We start from the raw sequence: 21,449 nt of genomic DNA, 5'->3' as shown, positions 1-21,449 counted from the left end.
TTTCTGACTATTGCCCTTAAATCATCTGATGGCGGGCGCATTTCCATTTCGCGCGAGGCGGGAAAATGGTAATTTAGAAGGCTGGATGCGGTAAGTTGGACACGATTTATTCGCGCAAACCACATAACGGGAAGTAATGTGAAATATTTACTCATTTTCTTACTGGTATTGGCGATTTTTGTTATTTCGGTGACGCTGGGCGCGCAGAATGATCAACAGGTGACGTTTAACTACCTGCTGGCGCAAGGGGAGTATCGTATCTCCACGTTGCTTGCTGTGCTGTTCGCCGTCGGTTTTGCGATTGGCTGGCTGATTTGCGGCCTGTTCTGGCTGCGGGTCCGCGTTTCCCTTGCCCGCGCTGAACGTAAAATTAAACGACTGGAAAACAAGCTCTCGCCAGCAACCGACGTTGCGGTCCCTGCCGATTCGTCGGTTGTAAAGGAATAATCATTTATGTTGGAGTTGTTATTTCTGCTGTTGCCTGTAGCCGCTGCCTATGGGTGGTATATGGGTCGCAGAAGTGCGCAACAAACAAAACAGGATGAAGCTAACCGCCTGTCGCGCGATTATGTCGCAGGGGTTAACTTCTTGCTGAGTAACCAACAAGATAAAGCGGTGGATCTGTTCCTCGATATGCTTAAAGAGGATACCGGCACCGTTGAGGCTCATCTCACTCTCGGTAATCTGTTTCGCTCACGCGGCGAAGTCGATCGCGCCATTCGTATTCATCAAACGCTCATGGAAAGCGCTTCATTGACCTATGAACAGCGTTTACTGGCTGTTCAGCAACTGGGGCGCGACTATATGGCCGCCGGTTTATATGACCGCGCGGAAGATATGTTTAACCAACTTACCGACGAAACGGAATTTCGCGTAGGCGCGTTACAGCAGCTCTTGCAAATCTATCAGCTAACCAGCGACTGGCAAAAGGCGATCGAAGTAGCAGAACGGCTGGTGAAACTGGGCAAAGATAAACAGCGTATCGAAATCGCCCATTTTTACTGTGAGTTAGCTTTACAGCAGATGGGCAATGACGACATGGATCGCGCGATGGCGTTGCTGAAAAAAGGTGCCGCCGCAGATAAAAATAGCGCCCGGGTGTCTATCATGATGGGGCGCGTTTATATGGCGAGAGGGGATTACGCCAAAGCGGTCGAAAGCCTGCAACGTGTGATCGTTCAGGATAAAGAGCTGGTCAGCGAAACGCTGGAGATGCTGCAAACCTGTTATCAACAGCTCGGTAAAAATGCCGAGTGGGCGGAGTTTTTACGTCGCGCCGTTGAGGAGAATACCGGTGCTGGCGCTGAGTTAATGCTTGCCGATATTCTGGAAGCGCGTGAAGGTAGTGACGCAGCTCAAGTCTATATCACGCGTCAGCTACAGCGACATCCTACCATGCGGGTGTTCCATAAGCTGATGGATTACCATCTCAACGAGGCGGAGGAAGGGCGAGCGAAAGAAAGCCTGATGGTACTGCGTGATATGGTTGGCGAGCAGGTGCGCAGTAAACCGCGGTATCGTTGTCAGAAATGCGGTTTTACCGCCTATACCTTGTACTGGCACTGTCCGTCCTGCCGGGCATGGTCGACCATTAAACCTATTCGCGGACTTGATGGGCAGTAGTATATAAAAAAAGCCTCACTTTAGTTACAACATACTTGATGACATAAAGTTAGAAACGACGCTGGCATCGGCGACCAGGGCTTATCAGGTTGTCAATCGAACCTGTTAATTTCCCTGCGCCGCAGGTAGAATGCACGCCGTTTATCCAATTTGCGCCACTTCCGGTGCCCATCATCAAGAAGGTCTGGTCATGACGTTTACTGCTTCATCTTCTTCCCGCGCTATTACTGAATCGCCTGTCGTTGTGGCGTTGGATTACCATGAACGCGATAAAGCCCTGGCGTTTGTCGATAAAATCGATCCTCGCGATTGTCGCTTAAAAGTGGGCAAAGAGATGTTCACGCTGTTTGGTCCACAGCTCGTTCGGGATCTCCAGCAACGTGGGTTTGATGTCTTTCTTGATCTAAAATTTCATGATATTCCCAACACCACGGCCCGGGCAGTCGCCGCAGCGGCAGACCTGGGCGTCTGGATGGTAAACGTTCACGCGTCTGGTGGGGCGAGAATGATGGCCGCAGCGCGCGACGCGCTGGCGCCATTCGGTAAAGATGCGCCGTTGCTCATTGCTGTGACCGTGTTGACCAGTATGGAAACCAGCGATCTGCGCGATCTGGGCGTGACGTTGTCACCGGCGGAACATGCGGAGCGGCTGGCGCGCCTGACGCAGCAATGCGGGCTGGATGGCGTGGTCTGTTCCGCTCAGGAAGCGGTCAGATTTAAACAGGTCTTTGGCGCTGCATTTAAGCTGGTGACGCCGGGCATTCGGCCCGCAGGCAGCGAGGCAGGCGACCAGCGACGCATTATGACGCCCGAACAGGCATTATCCGCCGGCGTCGACTATATGGTGATTGGCCGCCCGGTTACGCAATCGGTAGATCCGGCGCAAACGCTGAAGGATATTAACGCGTCACTGAAACGGGAGGCATAATGAGCGATTCCAATAGTCGTCTGGTTTATTCAACACAGACGGGGCGCATTGAAGAACCTAAAACGGCGCCGGTTCGTCCCAAAGGGGATGGTATCGTTCGCATTCAGCGTCAAACCAGTGGCCGTAAGGGTAAAGGCGTATGTTTGATTACCGGTATCGAGATGAATGATGCGGAATTAACCAAACTGGCGGCTGAACTGAAGAAAAAATGCGGCTGTGGCGGGGCAGTAAAAGAAGGGATTATTGAAATTCAGGGTGATAAACGCGACTTGATAAAATCATTGCTGGAAGCTAAAGGAATGAAAGTAAAATTAGCTGGCGGCTAATGAAAACGCCACGGTTGTAAATTACCGTGGCGTAAAAGTCAACTTTGTCTATTTTTGTAATCCAGACCTGAAAAGAATAAACGTATTATTTTGAGCCGTTCAATATTTAAACGTCTGGATTATTTTCCAACCTGGTGACCAATCACGCCGCCGACCGCCGCGCCGCCCAGGGTGCCTAATGTACTGCCGTCCGTTAACACTGCGCCGCCTAACGCCCCAGCCCCTGCGCCAATAGCCGTGTTGCGATCGCGCTTGGACCAGTTTGAGCAGGCGCTCAGAGACATTGCTACGGTGATTGCCAGCACAGCAGCGGCCATTTTTTTGCTCATCATAAACATAATACTCTCTCCTGAATTAACGATTCACGGAATTAAGCTCACTATAACTATAGTTAAAATAAAACATGTTAAGAGATTTTCCGTAAAACCTGATTGCGCAGGGGTATATCACGCAGGTGATAGTCACTTCCTGTTATTTCGCTAATATTAATTTTACGACGTTACGCTCGTTACAACAGGTAAATAGTCTTAATTGGGATGTCAGAAAAGTCTTAGAGAGAGGATGATTTGCCATAGAGGGCAAACCATCGGGAAATATTTTAAACGGATGAGCCAATAACATTGACTAGCAGCCCTGCATGCTCTAACTGCATTTGATCGCTGGCGGAAATTTTGGAATCCGTAATGACACGATGGAAGCGAGAGAGCGGGCCCAGGGGATAGGGATGCACACAGCCAAATTTGGAGCTGTCGGTGAGGACAATCGCTTCTGAGCCTTTTTCCAGAACAGCGTTAACCACATCCGATCGCATCATATCGCGTCCGGTAAAGCCGGTATCAGCCTGCCAGCCATCAATACCGATAAATGCTTTGCTGAAATGCACTTGATGGATAAACTGTCGCGTCAACGGCCCTACCATGCTTTCACTTTTTTTCTGATAGATTCCACCGAGGAGAATGACTTCGCAAGGGGTTTCTTTGAGCAGATGCGCGATATAACTGCTCACGGTGATGATCGTGACATCTTTTTGTTCCGCCAGCGTCCGGGCCAATAGCGCATTGCTACTGCCATTTTCAATAAAAACGGATTCCCCAGGACTGACCAGCGAGGCGGCGAACTCCGCCAGTCGGCGTTTTAGCGTGTAGTTCGTCATCATGCGAGTCTCTACGTCATCGCTCTCAAGCGAAACGGCGAAACCGTGCGCACGGCGTAAATAGCTCTGTTTTTCCAGGGTATTCAGATCCTGACGAATCGTGACTTCAGATACGCCGGTAATTTTCGCCAGTTCAGCAACGCTCATCTGGCCTTTATCAACCACCATTTGCAAAATTGATTGTTGTCGGGAGTTCATAGTATTAATTTTATTCGTTAAGAGGAGTCAACAGACAGTCAGAGAGCCGGGAAGGGCTAACGGCCATCCCGGACAAATAATCGCTATCAGATTTCCCAGGGCGACCCGGGAGCCTGGGATGGCGAGATACCGTCTTTAACCTGATCTAACAGCTCTGCTCTCAATATTTCAAGGTTATTGATGGCCGAGTGGTAATCGCCAGCAACAAGGATATCCAGCACGGTATCAATGCGTGCGGCAATTCGTTGTGCTTCGATATCAGACATGTTTGTCATCCTTAATGTCAGAAAAGGTTTCAATTCATGATGCAGAAATTAATCTGAAAAGAGAAGGGAAAAATAGGGCTATGCCTGTCTGCACAGGCTGTTCTCCCTATTATCGTCGCCATTAACGCATTTTTTTCGTCTGATAACGTTTGTACCAGCGTTCAAAAGAAACGGCGGGCATAGGTTTGGCGAATAAAAAGCCCTGTCGTTCATTGACGCCGTTTTTTGTCAGGAAGGCATCTTCTTTAGCATTTTCTACACCTTCGGCAATCACTTGTAAATTTAGCGCCTGAGCCACCGCGACAATCGCCCTAACCAGAGATTGCGACAGCGGTTGCTTATGGATATCTCTGACGAAAGCCTGATCCAGTTTAACGGCATCAATAGGGAACCGGGCGAGTTGAGAAAGCGAAGAATACCCTGTGCCAAAATCATCCAGATGAATCTGGGCGCCGAGCTGACTAAATTGCTGGATAACCGATAGCGCCAGCGTGTCGTTTTCGATCAGGCAGCTTTCCGTTAGCTCGACATCGATCGGGCAATACTCAAAATTCAGATCGTACAAAGCCTGTTTAAGCGCAGTAAAAAGCGTCTGGTCGGCCAGTTGTCGCGCCGAAAAGTTAACGGCTACGCGCAAGTTAATCCCCTTATCGCGCCATTTCGCAATCTGGCGAACTACATCCAGAATCACCCAGCGGCCCAGCGGGACGATGAGTCCTGACTCTTCGGCGTATGAGATGAACTCCAGCGGCGGAATTAATCCGCGTTCCGGCGATTGCCAGCGTACCAGCGCTTCCAGGCTACGTACTTCGCCGCGCCAGGTAATTTTGGGCTGATAGTGAATAAGTAACTGGTCGTTTTCTAGCGCTTTTCGCAGGTTTGTATCCAGCCAGTGATAGTCAAATACGCGCTGATTCATTTCCGGCGAAAAAACGCAGAACTGACCGCGGCCGCCTTCTTTGGCGTTATACATTGCGGTGTCGGCAGTGCGAATGAGACTTTCGCTGTCCTGTCCGTGCCGGGGGGCCAACGAAATGCCAATGGCGCATCCCGTGTAAACTTCAATGAGTCCAATACGAAACGGTTGCCGCAGACGGGTAAGGATTCGTGAGGCTACTGCTTCCAGCGCGGCCTGAGACGTATGGGCAGCGAGGACAATGAATTCATCTCCCCCCAGTCTGGCCAGCAATTGATCTTCCTCCAGACAACTCAACAGCGCCAGCGAAACGGCCTGTAAGAGCTGATCGCCAAACATATGCCCATAGGCGTCATTAATTTTCTTGAAGTTATCCAGATCGAGATAAACGATACCCACCTGCGACTCGCCAGCCGAGGCAATAGCATGATTAATAAATTCATGGATAGCATTGCGATTGGGCAGGCCGGTGACGGTGTCTGTATTCGCCAGTATGCGTAAACGCTCCTGAGCCCGCCTTTCTTCGGTGATATCCGTGCCTGCGCAGATCAGGAAAATTTCGTTTTTTCCGCTACCGTTATGGACAAATTTATTACGAAATAAGAACAGGCGTTGGCCTTTACGGGTCTTTATCCAGCGTTCGATTTCATAGGCATTGCCATTGCGAAAAAAATTCTCAATGTAGTGTCGGGAGGCAACCGCCTCCCGGCGGCTCATAAATAATTTAAAGACGCTTTGACCAATTACATCTCGCTCTTTTAAGCCTGTGTACTCTTCGCATAACCGATTAAATCGACAGATTTTTCCCCGACTATCCAGTATCGCAATGACTGAGTTGGCTTCTGATACGATTTGCTCGGCAAAAGAGAGCTCCTGCGCCTGCGTTGGCGCGATGGCAGGCGCATCAGGCCAGGTTGCCAGGCTGCCAGCCCATTCACGGTTATTAATCTTACGGCCTACCAGGTGCACTGCGGTAACCTGTTTTTCTATCAACAACTTTATCAGCAGACTGGACGTAATCGCCGTTATTTCCCGGATACGCCCGGCTTGCTCCGGCGATAGCTCAACCGTTTTTTCTGCATCCGTTTCACCTGTCGGGGAGAGATACAGCACGTTGCGGTCATCAGCCAGACGCCAGTGAGAGTGAAGGAGATTTAGCGCCGTTTGTTCCTGAATCTGTTTCATCATGCGTACCATCCCATTTAAGCGCCAGGTGCCCGAAAAGAAAGGTTAGCCATGTTATAAATAAGGGTAATTATGGCTGAACGTATTGTTTTATCTATGTATTCATATGTAATCCAGATTCTGGAAAAAGCATAGTCGCCAGCTAAAAATAACAAGAAATGGGGCGCTTGAATAAGATTAAACTTAGAGCATGACGGAAGGGAGAAGAAGAAAAGAAACGGCCTTTGCCTTCTCAGCAAAGGCCGTTAAGCGAGCTCAACGTGGTTACGCTGCCGGTCGGGCAATAATGCTGCGGGTTTCCATGCGAACTTCCGCAATAGTGACATCAATGACATCCGTCACTTTATAAACCGTCTCACCTTTAATCTGTACCGTACCGTTTTCCTGGCTGCATACCAGTTCATCGCGAACGGCGTGCAGGAACGGGGCAGGGATAAAGGCGATAGCGCCGTTATCGACCAGTCGCACACGCATACCTCCGCGGCTGACGTCAATAATTTCTGCCGCGAAACGGGTATTTGTCCCCGCCTTATCGTTAAGGAAGCGTGCATATAACCAGTCGCCGACATCGCGCTCCGCCATGCGGTTCAGGCGACGGCGTTCCGCCATTTGCTGGGTGATATCTTCCTGCGGACGCGCAATAGCTTCCCCCTTGATGACCGCTTTCAGCAGGCGATGGTTAATCATATCGCCATACTTACGGATGGGAGAAGTCCAGGTGGCGTAAGCCTCAAGGCCAAGACCGAAATGCGGCCCCGGCTCGGTGCTGATTTCCGCAAAAGACTGGAAGCGACGAATGCGGCTGTCAAGGAAACCGGAGGGCTGCGCATCCAGTTCGCGACGCAGTTTACAGAAGCCTTCCAGCGTCAGCACCTCTTCGGCATCGACATGCAGACCATGCGTTTTCAGCAGCGCGGCCAGCGCGTCGGCATTCGCGGGATCGAAGCCCGTATGTACGTTGTAAATACCGAAACCGAGCTTATCGCGCAGTACGCGCGCGGCGCAAAGGTTAGCGGCGATCATCGACTCTTCTACGATACGGTTAGCGATACGGCGCGGTTCCGCCACAATATCCAGTACTTCGCCTTTTTCGCCAAGCACAAAGCGGTAATCCGGGCGGTCTTTAAAGACTAACGCATGATGATGACGCCACTCACTGCGGCTTAGACAAATACGGTGCAACAGACGAATCTGCTGGGCAATGCCTTCGTTATCCGGCTGCCAGGTGCCGTTATTTTCCAGCCAGTCGGAGACATTGTCGTACGCCAGCTTGGCCTTCGATTCGATGGTGGCCGCAAAAAAGGCGATATCATCGTCAATGGTGCCGTCCGCGGCGATTATCATGCGACAGGCGAGCGCCGGACGCACTTCGTTGGCGCGCAGTGAGCACAGATCGTCAGACAGCTCACGCGGCAGCATAGGAATATTGAAGCCCGGCAGGTAGTTGGTGAAGGCGCGAATTTTCGCGGCGTTATCCAGCTTACTGCCTTCGGCAATCCAGGCGGTAGGATCGGCGATAGCCACCGTAAGCTGGAGTCTGCCGTCCGCTAATTCCTCAGCATAAAGCGCGTCATCCATATCTTCAGTGCTGGCGCTATCGATAGTGACGAAATTCAGCGCGGTAAGATCCTGGCGCTCCAGCCCTTCGTCCAGCATCTCCGTCGCTACGCCGTTCGGCGCTTCTTTTTCCAGGTTGTGGCGGGCAAGCGTAACCCACCAGGGAACAAAGTGATCGTCGGCAAAGGTGATGTACTGCGTTAAATCGGCGTAAAACGAACGGTCGCCTTTAAGCGGATGGCGGCGCATTTCGGCAACCGCCCAGTCACCTTCTTTGAACTCATGCTGAACGCCGCGCGCGGCGCGGCAGGGAATCGCGTCTTTCAGCAACGGATGATCCGGCACGATGGACAGGCGGTCATTTTTACCCTGAACTTTTCCCACAAAACGCGTCAGGAACGGTTCGATCAGTTCTTCCGGCTCGGCAGACTCACGTTCTTTTTCCGTGTGGATGACCGCGACGATACGATCGCCATGCATCACTTTTTTCATCTGCGGCGGAGGAATGAAGTAGCTTTTTTGCGCGTCAACCTCAAGGAAGCCAAAGCCTTTTTCCGTGGCTTTTACGACCCCTTCAGCGCGCGGCGTCTGGGAATGCAGTTGCTGTTTAAGCTGCGCTAGCAGCGGGTTGTCCTGAAACATATTCGTCTATTTTCGTAGCCAAAAGAGCGGCTGACAGTTTTACGCGATTCTGCCTGGCGCAGCAAGCGCTCTTTCAGTAATGGATGAGTTAATAGGTTTCGCCCAACGCGATTTTTAAACGATTTAACCATCCGCACACGCCACACCAGCCTAACATATTAATGGCCTGCTCCGATGAAACTCCCCTGGTGAGTAGCGGGAAAAAATGCGCGGCGCTAAAGCGATCGGGCGCTCTGGTGAGCCATTGTATCGCCTGTGTCAGTGCGGGCTCAAGTTCCCAACGAGCGATGTCGTCGTCTTCCTGGCGTAACGTGATGACAGCACGGCGCCACGCGCCAGGTTGGGTTGCCTGTTCGTTAAAGCAGGCGGCGCTGCCGTTGATACGTGATGTGAGGAGCGTGATAAGTGGAAGTAAAGAAGGGGGCGATGCAGTGTGTAATGTGCTGGTCAGTATGCGTTCGAGTAACGCGAATGAAGACGGATCGCGCATGAGTACCGGCGCCATCATTTGGCATTGTGAAGACGAATATTGCCGCCGAACTTTGGTATGGGCTGGAGGATATTCTACCAGACTGGCGGCGGGCCGCCATATCGTCTGGGGGTTTTGAAACCGCGCGGCCCTGGCAAAGCGCTGCATCTCCTGGCCGGGCAGTTCGCGCACGGGCAGACGGCAAAACGCCTGAAATATCGCCGCTACCCGCGCCTGAAAACCGATAAACCCAATGATCTGATTGATGAGTACGGTATCCCGGGCGGTTAATCCCACCTCTGCAAGCTGTTCGCGGGCTCGCGTATTGATAACGGAGGGGGAGCCGGCAAGCTGACGAGCGTATTGCGTAATTTGCGCCAGCCGTTGATTGCTCTCTCTTGAGGCGTCAGGGCCAGGTAGCGGCGCCAGACGCGCGGCATAATAGCGGCACAAACGCTGAACCCCAAATACCTGAGCGGCGGTCAGCGCGGTGCTCATACGTTCATAGGTGCTAAACGTATGAAGCCGGTCGTTGAGAACCGTGCGGGGAAATAAGACATCCGCCAACTGGCGAGCGGGCTTTAACCATGACTCAAAAGGCGTCAACGCGGTTTCTGCTACCGTTAAATCCAGTAAAAAACGATCGTTAACATACGCGGCTTCCGGCATTAGCGAAAGCGGGGTTTGTGACGACATAGTGGATTGTGTTTCATGATACCAGTGGCTTTTACCCGCTTTTCGGCATTGTTCCATAGGGTTTCCCGAGGATGAAATGGCGATCGATAATGATTCGGCGTCGGATCGTTTATGGTGGATTATCCTGGCGTATGCGGGAAAGGGATGAAAGATTGTTAGGTGATAACAAATATCAGAACGCTATATAACGAGATGAGTGGTGAGTGAGGGGAATGGGGCAGCACAGCCGTGCCGCCCGCTAATAAACTTAATGCGCTTACTTCAGTTCCAGTTCATTCATTGCCGCAATGCTGAACCCGCCGTCAACATGGACGACTTCGCCAGAAATGCCTGCCGAGAGATCGGAACACAGAAACGCCGCTGAGTTACCCACATCTTCAATGGTCACGGTGCGACGAATTGGCGTAACGGCTTCACAATGCGCCAGCATTTTACGGAAGTCTTTAATACCGGACGCCGCCAGCGTGCGGATCGGGCCCGCAGAGATGGCGTTGACGCGAACGCCTTCCGGCCCCATTGCATTTGCCATATAACGCACGTTGGCTTCCAGAGAGGCTTTCGCCAGACCCATGACATTGTAGTTCGGGATGGCGCGCTCCGCTCCCAGATAAGACAAGGTCAACAGCGCAGAACCCGGATTCAGCATGGTGCGGCAGGCTTTCGCCATGGCAACAAAGCTGTAAGAGCTAATATCGTGAGCGATTTTAAAGCCTTCGCGGGTAACCGCATTAACATAATCGCCGTCCAGCTGATCGCCAGGCGCGAAACCAATCGAGTGTACGAAACCGTCAAATTTCGGCCAAACGTTACCCAGCTCTGCAAACATAGCGTCAATGCTGGCATCTTCAGCGACATCACACGGTAAAACGATGCTGGAACCCAGCTGGGCAGCAAATTCTTCTACGCGGCCTTTCAGTTTGTCGTTCTGGTAGGTGAACGCCAGTTCAGCTCCTTCGCGGTGCATCGCCTGTGCGATACCGTAGGCGATGGACAGTTTACTGGCCACGCCAGTGACCAGAATGCGCTTACCGGAAAGAAAACCCATAGCTTTAATCCTTATAGTCATTGCTTATTTTTTGCTTTTACGAACAATGGTTAACAGCAACTTTTCAACATTATTCGAAATTAGTCTGAAATTATATCCCACTCCTGGCCCCGTGTGTCACGCTATTTTTCCGCCACTATCACCGGCAGGTGACGTTCTAAAACCACACGGTAACAAAGTCCCTGAGGATTTTGAGCACTCCCCAGGGCCAAACTGGCAAATCAAAGAGTCTAATGGGACAGGCCCTACGGTGCAGTATACCAGCTGGTGTAAGGTTCGCCTCATCCAACCAGAGATACCGGGACGGATAGCAAGTACGATAGCGATGCGCCTTCCACCAGACAAATAAAGGTTCTGTAGGAAGCCAGAATATTCATCCGAATGGTTTACCTCACCTATTAGCGATGTTATGGACATGTAATTTTAACCAGCAAATGCTTAACAAAAATAATTTCTTTTTTAGGTGCTGAAGGTTTTCTCTATTTATTGATGCAGAGTAATACTGAATATGAAAAATTTTGGAAATCAGGTGATTACAGTAGTTACAAATCAGGTTTTTATATGTTTGCATGTATATTATAATAAATTTTCAGAGGATGAGACATATGCCGTTTACATTTCAGATCGGAAATCATAGTTGCCAGATATCAGAAAGGTATTTAAGAGATATCATCGATAATAAAAGAGAGCATGTTTTTTCAACGTGTGAGAAATTCATAGATTTTTTCAGGAATATATTTACCAGGCGAAGTTTAATTTCTGATTATAGAGAAATCTATAATCTACTGTGCCAAAAAAAAGAGCATTCCGATATTAAGGGGCCTTTCTCTCCAGGACCATTTTCGAAGCGAGATGAAGACTGTACACGATGGCGCCCACTTCTTGGATATATTAAACTTATTGATGCCTCCAGACCTGAAACAATGGATAAATACACTGTAGAGATATTAGCACATCAAGAAAATATGTTACTACTACAGATGTTTTACGATGGAGTATTAGTGACCGAGACGGAGTGTTCTGAACGTTGCGTCGATTTTTTAAAAGAAACGATGTTTAATTATAATAACGGGGAAATTACGCTTGCCGCTTTGGGTAATGATAATCTACCGCCGAGCGAGGCAGGTAGTAATGGAATCTATGAGGCTTTTGAGCAACGTTTGATAGACTTCCTGACCACGCCCGCCACGGCGTCTGGTGATGAGAGCGGCGCTATTGATCAGACGGATGCATCACAACCAGCGGCAATAGAGGCGTTTATTAACTCGCCGGAGTTTCAGAAAAATATTCGCATGCGTGATATTGAAAAAAATAAAATAGGTAGCGGAAGTTATGGGACAGTCTATCGGTTACATGATGACTTTGTTGTTAAGATTCCAGTTAATGAGCGGGGAATAAAAGTGGATGTTAACTCTCAGGAACATCGTAATTGTCATCCTGAGCGTGTCAGTAAGTATTTGAATATGGCCAATGGCGACAAGAATTTTTCTCGTTCGGCCATCATGAATATTAATGGTAAAGACGTTACGGTTTTAGTTTCAAAATATATTCAAGGTCAGGAGTTCGATGTTGAAGATGAAGATAACTATCGAATGGCGGAGGCGCTTCTTAAATCCCGGGGGGTTTATATGCATGATATAAATATCTTAGGTAATATTCTGGTTAAAGAGGGGGTTCTTTTCTTTGTCGATGGCGATCAAATCGTGTTGTCACAAGAATCACGGCAACAGCGAAGCGTTTCTCTTGCAACAAGGCAACTGGAAGAGCAAATTAAGGCCCATCACATGATAAAATTAAAGCGGGCCGAGACCGAAGGAAATACTGAAGATGTTGAATATTATAAGTCACTTATTACGGATCTTGATGCGTTAATCGGAGAGGAAGAACAGACACCTGCGCCAGGAAGACGTTTTAAACTAGCCGCGCCTGAGGAGGGGACTCTTGTGGCTAAAGTATTAAAGAATGAATTAAAAAAATAGCATTTAGTTCCGTTCTTTTCTGCGAATCGCCGGGGCTCATTCGCTACAGATTTACCGATCAATTATTGAGAGTTGCTATTCGTTTAAAGGTCGTTCGGGGGATCTGGACAGCCTGCAGCGGAGATGCAACTCGCCATTAGGGTTGGCGATGCCGCGCTGCCATAGTGGGTGAAATGCCTCGCAATGGTGTAACAACATTAACTCGCCTTGATTTTTCCCCTCTGCCTGACAAGAAAAACCTGGCTTTACGGATGGTCTCATGCCGTCGTATTAGCGTTGTTCGGCGTAGTATGTAAATTTCCTTATAGCAATAGAAGAACATTCTCAAAACATAAAATTAGCAAGTTATCATGAAGTTAACATATATTGTTTTTTTCGATCATTTTTTATATATTGATCGTTTTTATTGATTGATTTGCGTTAAAAGCGCATTATCAGGGAGTTAAGATCAAGTGGAGTGGTCACATGCGCTATTTTTTTATGGCAGAGCCGATAAGGGCAATGGAGGGGGATTTACTGGGTGTCGAAATCACTACCCATTTTGCATCGTCGCCCGCTCGTCCGCTACATCCTGAGTTTGTTATCTCGTCATGGGACAATTCGCAGAAGCGCCGTTTTCTGCTTGATCTGTTGCGGACAATCGCGGCCAAACATGGCTGGTTTCTACGCCACGGCCTATTCTGTATCGTAAATATTGATCGGGGTATGGCGCAGCTTGTCCTTCAGGATAAAGATATTCGCGCATTACTACACGCCATGCTATTTGTGGAGCTGCAGGTCGCTGAACATTTTTCATGTCAAGATAACGCCTTAATCGATCCTTTAATACACGCGCTTCATAAGCAACCTAATCCATTATGGCTGGGCGACCTGGGCGTAGGGAACGCAACCGCTGCGCCATTAGTTTGCGGGTGTTTTAGCGGCGTAAAACTTGATCGCAGCTTTTTTATCTCACAAATTGAAAAAATGACGTTTCCGCTGCTCGTCAAACATATCCGGCATTATTGTGACAAGATTGTGGTGGGTGGCCAGGAAAACGCACGCTATTTGCCGGCGTTAAAAACGGCAGGCATTTGGGCAACCCAGGGCACGTTATTTCCTTCCGTTGCGTTAGAAGAGGTTGAAACATTGCTGTTGGGCAGTCGCATGAACACCCTCAGAGAATCGAACTGAGGGTATTTGTTTCGCTTAGCGATCCTTTCGCCATGCGTCAGCGGTCAGCGCCTCGCCAAAATGGCCTGCGATTAAACGGCGGGTAAGCTCATGTAGCGGAGAGGCGAGCACATCGGCGGTGCTGCCGCGTTCAACCACTTCCCCCTGATGCATCACTAATACCTGATCGCTAATATGTTTCATCATGCCGATATGCTGCGTGACATAGATATAGGAGATGCCTTGCTTTTCCTGCAATTCAAGCATCAGATTGATGAGCTGCGAGCGCATGGACATATCAAGCGAAGCCAGCGCTTCGTCCGCGATAATGACTTTAGGGCGTAAAATCAGCGCGCGGGCCAGGCCCAGACGCTGTTTCTGCCCCGGCGCCAGCATATGCGGGTAGTAGCTCACGTGATCGGGCAATAGCCCCACCATACGCATCGTCTCGACAATCTGTTTGCGCCGCTGTTCCGGCTCCAGATCGGTATTAAGGCGCAGGGGGAAGTCAAGGATCTGCGAAATACGTTGACGTGGATTCAGTGACGTTGAGGGGTCCTGAAAAATCATTCGAATACGTTGGCTTCGAAACGAATAGTCGCCGTAATGCAGGGGATGATCGTCAATAAGAAGCTCGCCGCTGGTGGGTTCAATCATGCCGGCCAGCATCTTTGCCAGCGTGGATTTGCCGGAACCGTTTTCGCCGATAATGGCCAGAGTCTGACGCTCACGAAGCGTAAAGCTTAATGGTTTCACGGCGTCGACGGTCTGGCGGCGAAACCATCCTGTCCGGTAGCGAAAGGTTTTACTCAGGTTGCGCACTTCAAGCAGAGTTTCCACCATATCACTCTCTCTCCATATTCAGCGGAAAATGACAGGCATAGAGATGATTTTTCGCGCCGGTTAAGCGTGGCGTGATAATGCATTCTCGTTGCGCGTAAGGGCAGCGCGGCCCCAGACGACAACCTATCGGTAACTGCTCCAGTAGCGGGATCGCGCCCGGCAGCGTATTGAGACGGCTTTTATGCGGCATCGCGCTGCCAAAATCCGGAATCGCGCGGATAAGCGCCTGCGTATAAGGATGATGTGGCGTCGTCACCAGATCTTTACTTGGCGCGGTTTCTACCGTCTGGCCGCAGTATAAGACGTTGATTTTGTCAGCCCACTGACTCAGCATTTGCAGGTCGTGGCTAATCAACAGAATGGTGGTATTACTGTTTTGATTCAGTCGGGTCAACAGGCGAAAAATTTGCGCCTGCGTCGTTGGTTCCATTGAGTTGGTGGGTTCATCAGCGATCAGGAGTCGCGGTTGATTCGCCAGCGCGATAGCGATCATGACTTTCTGACACTCGCCATCGGTCAGTTCATAGGGAAAACTGCGCATCGCGTCTTTATGATCTTTAATTCCCACCCGGTGCAGTAATTCAATTGCACGCCGTTTACGCCAGCCTAAACGCTGCCACCAGCGGCCTTTATAGGTCCAGGCGGGAATATTTTGCATTAACTGGCGGCCGACGCGTTCGGAAGGATCAAGGCACGACTGCGGCTCCTGGAAGATCATCGACACATTATGCCCGACCAGCTTACGCCGTTCACGAGAGGAGAGGCGCAGCAGATCGATATCATCAAAACGCATACGGTCGGCAGTGACTCGCCAGTTGTCTTTCGCGACGCCGCAAATAGCTTTAGCAATCAAGCTCTTTCCGGAACCCGATTCACCTACCAGGCCGCGAATTTCACCTTCGCTTAATGTCATACTGACGCGATCGACCGCTTTTACCCAACCTTCGCTGGTTTTAAATTCAATGGTGAGATTGCGGATATCCAGTAACGGCATTATTCCACCCCCGCAATAATCGCACGACGAATCCCATCTCCGAGCAGGTTTACCAGTAAAACACTGAGCGTTATCGCCGCGCCGGGTAGCATAACGGTCCACGGCGCGACATAGATTAGCTCCAGCGCATCCCCCAACATAGCGCCCCATTCAGGAGAGGGAAGCTGCGCGCCGAGATCTAAAAATCCCAGCGCGGCGATGTCCAGAATCGCCATCGACAGCGCCCGGGTAATTTCGGTGACCAGACCGGCGGTAATATTCGGTAAAATGGCGAACCACAGAATATTCAGCGTTGTCGCGCCATCCAGACGGGCGGCAATGACGTACTCTTTTTCCAGTTCATCATGCACCATGCTGTAGACGGAACGTACCATTCGCGGCAACAGGGCCAGCCAGACGGCAAACATCGCGTGTGACAGATGTGGGCCGGCAAATGCCACGACGATAATCGCCAGCAAGAGCGAAGGGATGGAAAGCAGCGTGTCCAGAATATGGTTCAGCACGGCAGAGCGTAAACCGTGCGTCGCGCCTGCCACTACGCCGAGGACTAATCCACATAGCGTAGCCGCCAGCGTTACGATAAACGCGCCGCCGACCGTGGGCGCCGCGCCGCTTAACAGGCGGCTCAGCACATCGCGCCCCAGATCGTCAGTCCCCAGAAAAAAGGAGACTTCGCCATAGCGTGACCAGGAGGGTGGCAGTAGCTGATAGCCCAGAAATTGCTGATCGATACCATAGGGCGCGATCCAGCCGCCAAAAATACACAGCAACGCCAGACCGGCGCATCCATACAGACCCACCATCGCAGGCGCGTCGCTATAAAATTTACGCCAGGCAGTGCGCAGGGTGCCTGGCGGGCGCTTTTCGCTGTATACGCTATCGTAAGGCATACCATTCCTTATGTTTCAGAGGGTTAGCCATAGCACCCAAAATATCGGAAATCACATTGACCACAATAACCAGCGACCCAATGACCATCACGCCAGCGGAAATAGCGGCATAGTCCTGCTGACGAATGGCGTGAATTAACCATCGTCCCAGCCCAGGCCAGCTGAAAACCATTTCGGTAATCATCGCCAGCGTTAACATGGTTGAAAACTGCAGACCAAGACGGGGAATGACCGGCGGCAGCGCATTATGCAACACGTGACGGCGTAAAATCGTAAAGCGCGATAAGCCGCGCGTGGCCGCCGCTTTAACGTAGTTCTGATCGTAGACCTCAATAGTGCTGATTCGCATCAGGCGGATCACTTCTGTGGTCGGCGCGACGGAGAGCGTGAGCACCGGTAAAACCATATGCCGTATGGCGCTCATCACCATTTCATCACGCCATGGCGAATCTGAAATCCAGGCGTCAATGATGGCGAAACCGGTAACCGGTTTAACTTCATAAAGCAGGTCAAATCGCCCGGATACCGGCAGCCACCCCAGCGTGAGCGAAAAGAACAGTGTGAGCAGAAGCGCCAGCCAGAAAACCGGAATTGAGAAACCTAATAGCGCCAGCGCGCTGATAAAACGATCCGGCCATTTGCTACGCGTCACGCCAGCCAGCATCCCGACCGGGATGCCGACCATCAGCGCAAAACCAAAGGCGAGAATGCACAGCTCCATCGTGGCGGGAAACACCTCTTTAAGCTGTTCGGAGATCAGCTGGCCGTTAATGCTGGACACGCCAAAGTCCCAGTGCAGCAGACCGTTGAACCAGAAAACCCAGGCATTCCATAATGATGCGCCTTGTAGCGGCGCGTGCGGCGTAAAATAGCTCAGGCTAAAGCCGATAAAGGTCAGGAAGAAGAGCGTCACCAGCAACAGCAATAACCGACGCAGGGTGAAGATAATCATGGTTTTTTCACCTCTTCGTGTTTTTCGCGGGAGACGCCGGCAAAAGACGCATTGCCGAACGGGCTTAACACCAGCCCTTTAATATCGTAGCGGTAAGCCTGCAGGCGTAGTGATGATGCCAGCGGCAGTATCGGCAGCTCTTTCTCCAGGATATTCTGCGCTTCCTCATACGCTTCTATGCGCGAAGCCAACTGCTGCGACGACAGTGCTTTACGCAGCACGCTGTCAAATTCCGGGTTACACCAGTGGGCGAAATTGGTTTGCGAATTGATGGCCGCACAGCTTAACAGTGGTCTGAAAAAGCTATCCGGATCGTTGCTGTCCGTGGCCCAGCCGGATAAGGTCAGATCGTGATTCATATCCATCAGGCGCGCCTCCTGAAAACGACCTTCAACCGGCACAATGACCACTTTTACGCCAACCTGCGCCATATCCGCCTGAATAAGCTCCGCCGTTTTTAGCGGACTTGGGTTCCAGGCCTGAGAACTGGTCGGCACCCAGAGATGCAGCGTAAGATTCTCAATGCCCAGCGCTTTTAGCTGTTTGCGCGATTTTTCCGGATTGTACTCCGTAATTTTGGCATCGTTATCGTAAGCCCATGAGGCTCTCGGTAAAATGGAGGCTGCGGTTTCCGCCGTGCCGTAATAAATCGACTGCATCAGACGCTGGTTGTTGATCGATAAGGCCAGCGCATGGCGCACTGCGGGATTATTCAACGGCGGCTTATCGGTGTTAAAGGCCAGATAGGCGATATTCATCCCCGGGCGCAACGTCAGACGTAAACGCGGATCGTCGCGTAAAATAGTTAGCTGGCTGGCGGCGGGCCAGGCCAGAACATCGCATTCACCGGTCAGTAATTTCGATAAACGCCCGGTACCGCCGGAGCCTAAATCCACCACCACTTGCGGCATTAGCGGTTTGCCGCGCCAAAACCCATCGTGGCGCTGGAGACGAATAAACTGCCCGGCACGGTACTCCGAAAGCTGGAAAGGCCCGGTGCCGACCGGTTGCCGATCAAGCAGTTCCTGACGATCTTTTCGGCTAAGCTGCGCGGCGTACTCAGCGGACATGACGGAAGCGTAGTGCGTGGCCAGATGCCATAAAAAGGAGGCGTCTGGCTGCGTCAGGCGAAACTCAACGGTGTTATTGTCCAGCTTACGCACGCTTTTTACATTGTCGGCGAACTGTAGGCTATCAAAGTAGGGGAAGCTACTGCCGTTGATGTTATGCCACGGATGTCGACGATCGAAAATCCGCTGAAAGGTAAAGACGACATCATCAGCATTGAGTTTTCGGGTCGGCGTAAACCAGGCGGTTTTTTGAAAGGAAACGTCGCGGCGCAGGTGAAAACGGTACGTTGCCCCGTTATCCAGCACTTCCCAGCTTTCTGCCAGCTCTGGGACTAAACGATAAGTATAGGGATCAACATCCAACAGGCGGTCATATAACTGGGCGGCCAGGGTATCGACGATGAGGCCGCTACTCGCTTTTTGCGGATTAAAGGTGTTGACCTGCCCGCTGACACAATACACAAAGCCGCTATCGCGAATATCTGCACTCGCAGTTTGTTCGGGCGCAGTCGCAGCCGTAGCCTGACTACTTAGTAGACCCGCTATCACGATCAGAGACGATAAAACCAGGCGCATAATAGTTAAGTTTTTGAAGTTCAATTTGCAAAGTGTATCGCACTTCGGCCCGCCACGTAAAAATGTCGGTGGATAACTGGCGTAAATGTCGTCAATTAGCCGGAGAAATAGCTAAAGCTGATGCTTTTTAAGCAAGGCGCGAAACTGGTGGTAGGTGAGCGCCAGCAAATCGGCGGCTCGTTTCTGGTTAAACTTCGCCTGCTGTAAGCTACGTTGCAGCAGCGCTTTTTCCTGTTGCAGTTGAAACTCACGTAATTTGAGCGGCAGGTCAGGCGTGACGGATGCCGCTGGCAGGGCGGGCGCGGGCGGTTCAGCGGGATGGCGTTGAAAAGGATCGATAACAATTTCATCCAAAGGTTGTTCACTACTGCCGTGGCGATACACTGAACGTTCGACTACGTTTTTCAGCTCGCGGACATTACCCGGCCAGGCGTAATGCAACAACGTTTCTTTTGCCCGATCGGTAAAACCGGGAAATAAGGGCAGACGTAGTTCACGACACATCTGAATAGCAAAATGCTCGGCCATCAGCATGATATCGCTCTGGCGTTCGCGCAGCGGCGGCAGTTGTACAACATCAAAAGCCAGCCTGTCGAGCAGATCGGCACGAAATGTCCCTTCCTTCACCATGGCGGGTAAATCGGCATTAGTGGCGCATACTAATCGCACATTAACCTGTAACGGCTGGCTGCCGCCGACGCGCTCTAGCTCGCCATATTCAATCACCCGCAGTAGCTTTTCCTGTACCAGCATCGGCGCTGTCGCCAGTTCATCCAAAAACAGCGTGCCGCCATCGGCGCGTTCAAAGCGACCGGGATGACGTTTTTGCGCCCCGGTAAAAGCGCCCGCTTCATGACCAAACAGTTCGGAGTCCAGCAGGTTTTCGTTAAGCGCCGCGCAGTTAAGCGAGATAAGCGGCCCCTGCCAGCGTGAAGAGAGATAGTGCAGGCGATTGGCGATAAGTTCTTTACCCGTACCGCGTTCGCCAATAATCAGCACTGGCTTATCCAGCGGCGCGAGCCGGGAGACTTGTTCCAGTACTTCAAGAAAACGGTTTGCCTCGCCGAGCAGGTTATCTTTAAATTCAGCCATGATGAAAATCGCCACTTGTTAGTGTTTTTCACCACTTTATCCTTTTTTGCTGGCGAGGTAAAACGAAACAATTTCTTTATTATCAGTGATATGAAAAGTTGGCACGCAAATTGTATTAATCATGTAGCAGGGCATCGCCCCGTTATCAGAACATTATGTGAGGATTGAATTATGGGTATTTTTTCTCGTTTTGCCGACATCGTGAACGCCAATATCAATGCGTTGTTGGAAAAAGCGGAGGATCCGCAGAAGCTGGTGCGCCTGATGATTCAGGAGATGGAAGATACGCTGGTGGAGGTTCGCTCGAACTCCGCGCGTGCTTTAGCGGAAAAGAAACAGTTATCCCGTCGTATTGAACAGGCTACGGTTCAGCAGACCGAGTGGCAGGAAAAAGCGGAACTGGCTCTGCGCAAAGATAAAGACGATCTGGCGCGCGCCGCATTGATTGAAAAACAAAAGCTGACCGATTTAATTGCTACGCTTGAACAGGAAGTCACGCTGGTGGATGACACGCTGGCGCGCATGAAGAAAGAGATTGGCGAGCTGGAAAACAAACTCAGCGAAACACGCGCTCGCCAGCAGGCGCTGATGCTGCGTCATCAGGCGGCAAGTTCTTCCCGCGATGTCCGTCGTCAGCTTGACAGCGGCAAACTGGATGAAGCCATGGCGCGGTTTGAATCCTTTGAACGTCGTATCGATCAAATGGAAGCGGAAGCGGAAAGCCATCGTTTTGGTAAGCAGCAATCGCTGGACCAACAGTTTGCCAACCTGAAAGCCGATGATGAAATCAGCGAGCAGCTGGCGCAGTTGAAAGCCAAAATGAAGCAAGATAATCAATAATGACAATGGCGGCGCCGGTACGCGCCGTCGCTCATCAGCTTTAGGTGTAAGGAGAAC

At 50.9% G+C, this 21,449-nt stretch carries 21 protein-coding genes and 1 pseudogene; 7 read left to right on the top strand and 15 right to left on the bottom strand.

From position 1 onward, the window contains the following. Nucleotides 1-138 precede the first annotated feature (138 nt). From HV477_RS02415 to yciH, 4 genes are all read left to right on the top strand, one after another. A complete protein-coding gene (locus HV477_RS02415) occupies nucleotides 139-447 on the top strand; it encodes a LapA family protein (protein ID WP_000876301.1) in 309 nt (102 codons plus the stop codon). A 6-nt stretch (nucleotides 448-453) separates the two neighbouring features. Then, nucleotides 454-1,623 (top strand): lipopolysaccharide assembly protein LapB, encoded by a 1,170-nt coding sequence (lapB, locus tag HV477_RS02410; protein ID WP_000891378.1) that lies wholly within the window; start codon nucleotides 454-456, stop codon nucleotides 1,621-1,623. 190 nt (nucleotides 1,624-1,813) lie between these two features. Next, nucleotides 1,814-2,551, top strand: a complete 738-nt coding sequence (pyrF, locus tag HV477_RS02405; RefSeq protein WP_023197679.1) for an orotidine-5'-phosphate decarboxylase — start codon at nucleotides 1,814-1,816, stop codon at nucleotides 2,549-2,551. After that, nucleotides 2,551-2,877 carry a stress response translation initiation inhibitor YciH gene (gene yciH / locus HV477_RS02400; protein WP_001285199.1) on the top strand — a complete coding sequence of 109 codons (327 nt, stop codon included), beginning with the start codon at nucleotides 2,551-2,553 and terminating at the stop codon, nucleotides 2,875-2,877. The genes pyrF and yciH overlap by 1 nt, the downstream gene beginning before the upstream one ends. Nucleotides 2,878-2,996: 119 nt before the next feature. Here yciH and osmB read toward each other — a convergent pair whose 3' ends face one another. The 9 genes and pseudogenes from osmB to HV477_RS02355 form a co-directional block, all read right to left on the bottom strand. Further along, nucleotides 2,997-3,215 (bottom strand): osmotically-inducible lipoprotein OsmB, encoded by a 219-nt coding sequence (osmB, locus tag HV477_RS02395; protein ID WP_000480930.1) that lies wholly within the window; start codon nucleotides 3,213-3,215, stop codon nucleotides 2,997-2,999. 260 nt (nucleotides 3,216-3,475) lie between these two features. After that, nucleotides 3,476-4,228: a DNA-binding transcriptional regulator YciT gene (locus HV477_RS02390; RefSeq protein ID WP_001088593.1), complete on the bottom strand. Its 753-nt coding sequence runs from the start codon at nucleotides 4,226-4,228 to the stop codon at nucleotides 3,476-3,478. A gap of 86 nt (nucleotides 4,229-4,314) precedes the next feature. Continuing rightward, nucleotides 4,315-4,494 (bottom strand): hypothetical protein, encoded by a 180-nt coding sequence (locus HV477_RS02385; protein ID WP_001279854.1) that lies wholly within the window; start codon nucleotides 4,492-4,494, stop codon nucleotides 4,315-4,317. Between the two features lie 121 nt (nucleotides 4,495-4,615). Next, nucleotides 4,616-6,598 carry a cyclic di-GMP phosphodiesterase gene (gene pdeR / locus HV477_RS02380; RefSeq protein WP_079898839.1) on the bottom strand — a complete coding sequence of 661 codons (1,983 nt, stop codon included), beginning with the start codon at nucleotides 6,596-6,598 and terminating at the stop codon, nucleotides 4,616-4,618. 261 nt (nucleotides 6,599-6,859) lie between these two features. Further along, nucleotides 6,860-8,794, bottom strand: coding sequence for an exoribonuclease II (locus HV477_RS02375; RefSeq protein WP_000485041.1), 1,935 nt, complete (start codon nucleotides 8,792-8,794; stop codon nucleotides 6,860-6,862). A 244-nt stretch (nucleotides 8,795-9,038) separates the two neighbouring features. Then, a pseudogene (locus HV477_RS02370) lies at nucleotides 9,039-10,016 on the bottom strand (CMD domain-containing protein); the annotation flags it as partial. A 199-nt stretch (nucleotides 10,017-10,215) separates the two neighbouring features. Continuing rightward, entirely contained in the window at nucleotides 10,216-11,004 is a 789-nt protein-coding gene (fabI, locus tag HV477_RS02365) for an enoyl-ACP reductase FabI (RefSeq protein ID WP_000506501.1), read from the bottom strand. 117 nt (nucleotides 11,005-11,121) lie between these two features. Continuing rightward, complete coding sequence (locus HV477_RS02360; protein WP_079898777.1) at nucleotides 11,122-11,421, bottom strand: hypothetical protein; 300 nt, start codon at nucleotides 11,419-11,421, stop codon at nucleotides 11,122-11,124. Next, a complete protein-coding gene (locus tag HV477_RS02355) occupies nucleotides 11,396-11,575 on the bottom strand; it encodes a hypothetical protein (RefSeq protein ID WP_010989024.1) in 180 nt (59 codons plus the stop codon). Before HV477_RS02355 ends, HV477_RS02360 begins: the two co-directional genes overlap by 26 nt. 34 nt (nucleotides 11,576-11,609) lie before the next feature. On the opposite strand from HV477_RS02355, the gene steC reads away from it, so the two are divergent. Further along, the gene (steC, locus tag HV477_RS02350) at nucleotides 11,610-12,983 is read left to right on the top strand and encodes an SPI-2 type III secretion system effector kinase SteC (protein WP_079898778.1); all 1,374 of its coding nucleotides are present in this window, start codon (nucleotides 11,610-11,612) and stop codon (nucleotides 12,981-12,983) included. Nucleotides 12,984-13,448: 465 nt separating this feature from the next. Continuing rightward, nucleotides 13,449-14,156 carry an EAL domain-containing protein gene (locus HV477_RS02345; protein ID WP_079898779.1) on the top strand — a complete coding sequence of 236 codons (708 nt, stop codon included), beginning with the start codon at nucleotides 13,449-13,451 and terminating at the stop codon, nucleotides 14,154-14,156. 15 nt (nucleotides 14,157-14,171) lie between these two features. On the opposite strand, the gene sapF is transcribed toward HV477_RS02345, so the two are convergent. The 6 genes from sapF to pspF all read right to left on the bottom strand — a co-directional run bounded on the left by sapF (nucleotide 14,172) and on the right by pspF (nucleotide 20,552). Beyond that, nucleotides 14,172-14,978 carry a peptide ABC transporter ATP-binding protein SapF gene (gene sapF / locus HV477_RS02340; protein ID WP_000230462.1) on the bottom strand — a complete coding sequence of 269 codons (807 nt, stop codon included), beginning with the start codon at nucleotides 14,976-14,978 and terminating at the stop codon, nucleotides 14,172-14,174. Between the two features lies 1 nt (nucleotide 14,979). After that, a complete protein-coding gene (sapD, locus tag HV477_RS02335) occupies nucleotides 14,980-15,972 on the bottom strand; it encodes a peptide ABC transporter ATP-binding protein SapD (protein WP_001128869.1) in 993 nt (330 codons plus the stop codon). Next, nucleotides 15,972-16,862, bottom strand: a complete 891-nt coding sequence (gene sapC, locus HV477_RS02330; protein ID WP_001146150.1) for a peptide ABC transporter permease SapC — start codon at nucleotides 16,860-16,862, stop codon at nucleotides 15,972-15,974. The genes sapD and sapC overlap by 1 nt, the downstream gene beginning before the upstream one ends. Next, complete coding sequence (sapB, locus tag HV477_RS02325) at nucleotides 16,849-17,814, bottom strand: peptide ABC transporter permease SapB (RefSeq protein ID WP_000583298.1); 966 nt, start codon at nucleotides 17,812-17,814, stop codon at nucleotides 16,849-16,851. The genes sapC and sapB overlap by 14 nt, the downstream gene beginning before the upstream one ends. Next, on the bottom strand, nucleotides 17,811-19,460 hold the full coding sequence (gene sapA / locus HV477_RS02320; RefSeq protein WP_079898780.1) for a peptide ABC transporter substrate-binding protein SapA: 1,650 nt from the start codon (nucleotides 19,458-19,460) through the stop codon (nucleotides 17,811-17,813). The genes sapB and sapA overlap by 4 nt, the downstream gene beginning before the upstream one ends. A 111-nt stretch (nucleotides 19,461-19,571) precedes the next feature. Continuing rightward, a complete protein-coding gene (gene pspF / locus HV477_RS02315) occupies nucleotides 19,572-20,552 on the bottom strand; it encodes a phage shock protein operon transcriptional activator (RefSeq protein WP_001738297.1) in 981 nt (326 codons plus the stop codon). A gap of 171 nt (nucleotides 20,553-20,723) precedes the next feature. Here pspF and pspA point away from each other — a divergent pair, with 171 nt between their 5' ends. After that, the gene (pspA, locus tag HV477_RS02310) at nucleotides 20,724-21,392 is read left to right on the top strand and encodes a phage shock protein PspA (protein ID WP_000511010.1); all 669 of its coding nucleotides are present in this window, start codon (nucleotides 20,724-20,726) and stop codon (nucleotides 21,390-21,392) included. Nucleotides 21,393-21,449 lie beyond the last annotated feature (57 nt).

The organism is Salmonella sp. SG203 (assembly GCF_013350575.1).
Taxonomy (GTDB): Bacteria; Pseudomonadota; Gammaproteobacteria; order Enterobacterales; family Enterobacteriaceae; genus Salmonella; species Salmonella enterica.
Note: the sequence above shows the minus strand (reverse complement) of the source record. Positions and strands in the feature narration are given on the sequence as shown.